A 3572-nucleotide genomic window follows, 5' to 3' on the forward strand; every position below is an offset into this window, starting at 1 on the left:
TCGCGGCCATTGCGGCTCCAGGCATTGCCAGAAATTATCGAACCAAGAATCTGGAACGTTTGTCGAGCGAGATCACCACGCGACTGCGCCTGTCACGCACGTCTGCAATCGCCACCGCCAGACCGAAACAGATCGTCATCGATCCTCGCGCCGGCGCGATCCGCTTCGATGATCGAGACACACTCGTCCTGCCTCAAGACGTCGAGATGACCGTGACGACCGGGCTGGAAACCGTCGCTGCGGATCGGCAGGCGACGTTGACATTCCTCCCCGATGGCAGCGCTTCCGGACTGGACATCGACCTACAACGGAAAAGCCAGACGGTGCGCATCGAGGTGAACTGGCTGACCGGGCTGGCAACGCGGCGAAAACTCCCATGATTTCGCAGGACAACCCTTCTTCCGGGGAAGACGGGTTTTCGATCCTGGAGATGATCGTCGCGATGACGATCCTGGCGCTTGTGCTTGGTATCGCAAGCCAGTCGATCGTGATGGCGAGCCGCAGCATCGCGGTTGCGAAGGCGCAGGTCGAAGCCGCTCGCGCAGTACGTGCGATGTTGGCTAATTATCAAGCCCGTGGCGGGTCGGCCGACACGGACATGACGCAACCCGGCTGGAGCCTGAAAACCCACACTATCGACGTCTCGACGGCGAAACTAACGGCGATCGTCATCGAGAGAACCGACGCCGCAGGTACCGGGCGTGGCCAGCCGTTTCTGACGTTTGTTCCCGGGCGGGATACGAACTCTCAATGAGCCGCCCCTCCGATATTTGCGGGCGACGGCTTCCAGGGTTTCTTTTGGACGTCCTCAGACTCCGCATCGAATCACGTCGCCTAGGTGCAACTCGCAAGTCATCGGCATCGGTCGAGGGATTTGCACTTATCGATGTGCTGGTCGGGCTCGCTCTGGTCGGCGTCATTTCCTCGCTGATGATTGTCTTTCTCGGGCAAGCCCGAACGATGATGCGCGTCGAGAAGGCTACCGAGATGCAGATGGAGGTCGATGCTGCCTCGCGGTTTCTCGAAAGGGCAATCAGTCGTGCGGAACCGCTGCCGTTGTCAAAATCGTCGCCGGAGAGTGTGATCTATCTCAGCGGCCAACCGGCCAGAATTGAATTCAACGGCGTTCAGGCGATCGGCTTCAGGTCTTCAGCACTGCGGGAGATCGCCGTTTCGCTTGGAAGCGAGTCCGAAGACACCTTAGCCATTGTCCAAAAACCGCGGCGCGGCAGCGAAAACAACAATTCATCCGACAGCCAATCCGTACGACTGTTTACCGGTGTCACCGCCATAAAATTCGAATATCTCGACGGCTCGCCAGGAGCATCTCTGTGGTCGGACACCTGGAGCGCGCAGCGGCGCCTGCCGGCCGCCGTGCGGTTCACGATCTCGGTCGATCGTGACGGCGCGACCTACTCATCCGCAGGTTTTGCGCGCCTCGAGTTGGCAGATACCCAAGCGCAGCCCACGAACTGACTATCTACGATCCGGAATGTCGGTCAGTTGGTGATGTCCTGATCTTCGCCACTCCCGTCTGGCTTGCCGTCGCGGCCGAAGGTGCGGATCAAGACACGGCTCGCATCCGCCTTCACTTCGTAGGAATAAGGCTTCCCCCAGGGATCGTTCAGACCCGTGGTCCCCTTGAGATAAGGCCCGTTCCAGCGCTCTTCGCCGGCAGGCGCCGTCACCAGCGCAGAGAGGCCTTCCTCCGAAGTTGGATATTTGGCGTTATCAACATAGTAGAGTTCGAGGGCGCTTTCGATGTTGCGAATTTGTGCCTTGGCCGCGTTGGTCCTGGCCGAGCCGAGATAGCGCAGAACCTGCGGGGCGGCGAGCGTGGCGATCAGCGCGATGATGGCAAGCACGACCAGAAGCTCGACGAGCGTAAAGCCGCTTTCACGATTTTCGCATTCACGGCGGTGTTTTCTGCTTGGTCGAATGAAACGGAGAGAAGTCATCAGAGTAGTCCCATGTTCCAACCTGCAAATTGTTCCAGTGCCCAGCAGCAGCCAAGGCCCGTTGCGATGAACGGACCGAACGGGACGCGCACCCGCGCCGCCGCTGGACCCACCGCGACCACCTGACCGCCGATGAACAGCAGAGCGCTTGCGCTCGCTATGAACAGCAAGACCGGCAGCAGCAGCGGGTTGATCCAGCATGCGGCGGCGCCGAGCATTTTGACGTCACCGAGCCCGAGACCGACCCGGCCGGTCATTGCAAAATGGCCGCGCCGAATGAGCCAGACAGCGGACAAGGTTCCAACGGCGAACAGAATTTGGCTAGGGACCTGATCTAGTCGTGTTGCAGCTTGGAAGCCAAGGCCCGTGGCGGCCAACGCCAAATTGAGTTCATCGGCAATAATCAGCCGTCGAAAATCCGCGACTGAAATGGCGACAAGGATTGCCGTCAGAGCGATCGTTGCGGCCAGCACGAGTGACAAGTGGGCGCCCATCAGTATTTCAGTCGTTTGAGATTCTGTTGCAGAGGGGTTCCGCCGCGGCGCTGCTGGATCGGCGTCTGCAGGCTGATCTTCCCGCGGAATTCATCCGTGACTTGGCGGGCCTCGCTAATGTCGCGGATAACGCGCGGTCGAATGAAGATGATCAGCTCGGTTCGCCCGACGCTGTCGCTCTTGTGCTTGAAGGCGTTGCCTATGATTGGAATGTCGCCGAGGATCGGCACCTGGCCGCGATCGACATTATTACGCTCCTGGATGAGACCGCCGAGCGCCAGGCTCTCGCCGTCATTGACCAGCACACGGGTCTGGATCTTGCGCTGCTGGATGGTTGGCGAATCGATGCCGGAGCTGGTCGTCTTGGTGACGTTGCTGACCTCTTGGCTGATATCGAGCATGACACGGCCGGCATTGTTGATGCGCGGCGTGACCGTGAGAATGACACCGGTGTCCTTCATCTCGACCGAATTGACGATCGGCGCGTCGGCGGTCGATGTTCCCACAGCCTGCTGCGTGATGATCGGCACCTGGTCGCCAACCTGCAGGATTGCCTTCTGGTTGTTGAGCGCCATGATGGTCGGCGCCGATATCACATTGACGTCGGTGATGCTGGCGAGTGCGTTCAGCGTGACCTGGATGTTATCAGTCGCGTAGGTCCAGCCAAAACCGGGAAAGGTCGCGCCGGTAAATCCGCTCGCCACGTCGGACAGCGAGATCTTCATACCATTGTTTTCGAAGAACCAGCGCAGGCCGAACTTCAGGTCGTCGTTCAGCGTCACTTCGGCGATCACCGCCTCCAGCATGACTTGCGTCGGCAAGATGTCGAGCTTCGCCAATATGTGCTGGATGCGATCGTAGTCCCGTGCCGTGGTCTGGATCAGCAGCGCATTGTTCTCGACATCGGCGACGACCTTGGCATGGGTGGGCGACTGTCCGTCTGGCGCCAAAGCCAGCGAAGGGGACGGGCCGGTCAATGGCACAGGCGTCACGCCATCGGATTGCAAGGCGATCGGCGTCATGTCGGGCGACACATTCGCGCCGGCCGTCTCTTCCTCGGTCTTGACCGAAGTGCCGAGCACGGAGCTCAGCACCGCAGCCAGTTCCTTGGCCGGTCGGT

At 60.1% G+C, this 3572-nt stretch carries 6 protein-coding genes; 3 read left to right on the plus strand and 3 right to left on the minus strand.

Features of this window, described 5'->3' with window-relative positions; translation table 11 throughout:
- The 3 genes from NKG95_RS34060 to NKG95_RS34070 form a co-directional block, all read left to right on the plus strand.
- The coding region (locus NKG95_RS34060) for a GspH/FimT family pseudopilin (protein ID WP_353043858.1) at positions 1-380 on the plus strand (380 nt) is incomplete at its 5' end.
- On the plus strand, positions 377-754 hold the full coding sequence (locus NKG95_RS34065) for a prepilin-type N-terminal cleavage/methylation domain-containing protein (RefSeq protein WP_353043859.1): 378 nt from the start codon (positions 377-379) through the stop codon (positions 752-754). The genes NKG95_RS34060 and NKG95_RS34065, both read left to right, overlap by 4 nt.
- The gene (locus NKG95_RS34070; RefSeq protein WP_353043860.1) at positions 751-1476 is read left to right on the plus strand and encodes a hypothetical protein; all 726 of its coding nucleotides are present in this window, start codon (positions 751-753) and stop codon (positions 1474-1476) included. Before NKG95_RS34065 ends, NKG95_RS34070 begins: the two co-directional genes overlap by 4 nt.
- 23 nt (positions 1477-1499) lie before the next feature.
- On the opposite strand, the gene gspG is transcribed toward NKG95_RS34070, so the two are convergent.
- From gspG to NKG95_RS34085, 3 genes are all read right to left on the minus strand, one after another.
- Positions 1500-1958, minus strand: a complete 459-nt coding sequence (gene gspG, locus NKG95_RS34075; RefSeq protein ID WP_353043861.1) for a type II secretion system major pseudopilin GspG — start codon at positions 1956-1958, stop codon at positions 1500-1502.
- Positions 1958-2452: a prepilin peptidase gene (locus tag NKG95_RS34080; RefSeq protein ID WP_353043862.1), complete on the minus strand. Its 495-nt coding sequence runs from the start codon at positions 2450-2452 to the stop codon at positions 1958-1960. Before NKG95_RS34080 ends, gspG begins: the two co-directional genes overlap by 1 nt.
- The coding region (locus tag NKG95_RS34085) for a type II secretion system protein GspD (protein ID WP_353043863.1) at positions 2452-3572 on the minus strand (1121 nt) is incomplete at its 5' end. The genes NKG95_RS34080 and NKG95_RS34085, both read right to left, overlap by 1 nt.

This window comes from Mesorhizobium sp. M1423 (assembly GCF_040317575.1).
In the GTDB taxonomy this organism is placed as follows: domain Bacteria; phylum Pseudomonadota; class Alphaproteobacteria; order Rhizobiales; family Rhizobiaceae; genus Mesorhizobium.

What these genes read in the sequence shown, in the direction of transcription:
- NKG95_RS34080 (WP_353043862.1), bottom strand. Translation starts at nt 2,452, where the DNA reads ATGGGCGCCCACTTGTCACTCGTGCTGGCCGCAACGATCGCTCTGACG.
- gspG (WP_353043861.1), bottom strand. Translation starts at nt 1,958, where the DNA reads ATGACTTCTCTCCGTTTCATTCGACCAAGCAGAAAACACCGCCGTGAA.
- NKG95_RS34070 (WP_353043860.1), top strand. Translation starts at nt 751, where the DNA reads ATGAGCCGCCCCTCCGATATTTGCGGGCGACGGCTTCCAGGGTTTCTT.
- NKG95_RS34065 (WP_353043859.1), top strand. Translation starts at nt 377, where the DNA reads ATGATTTCGCAGGACAACCCTTCTTCCGGGGAAGACGGGTTTTCGATC.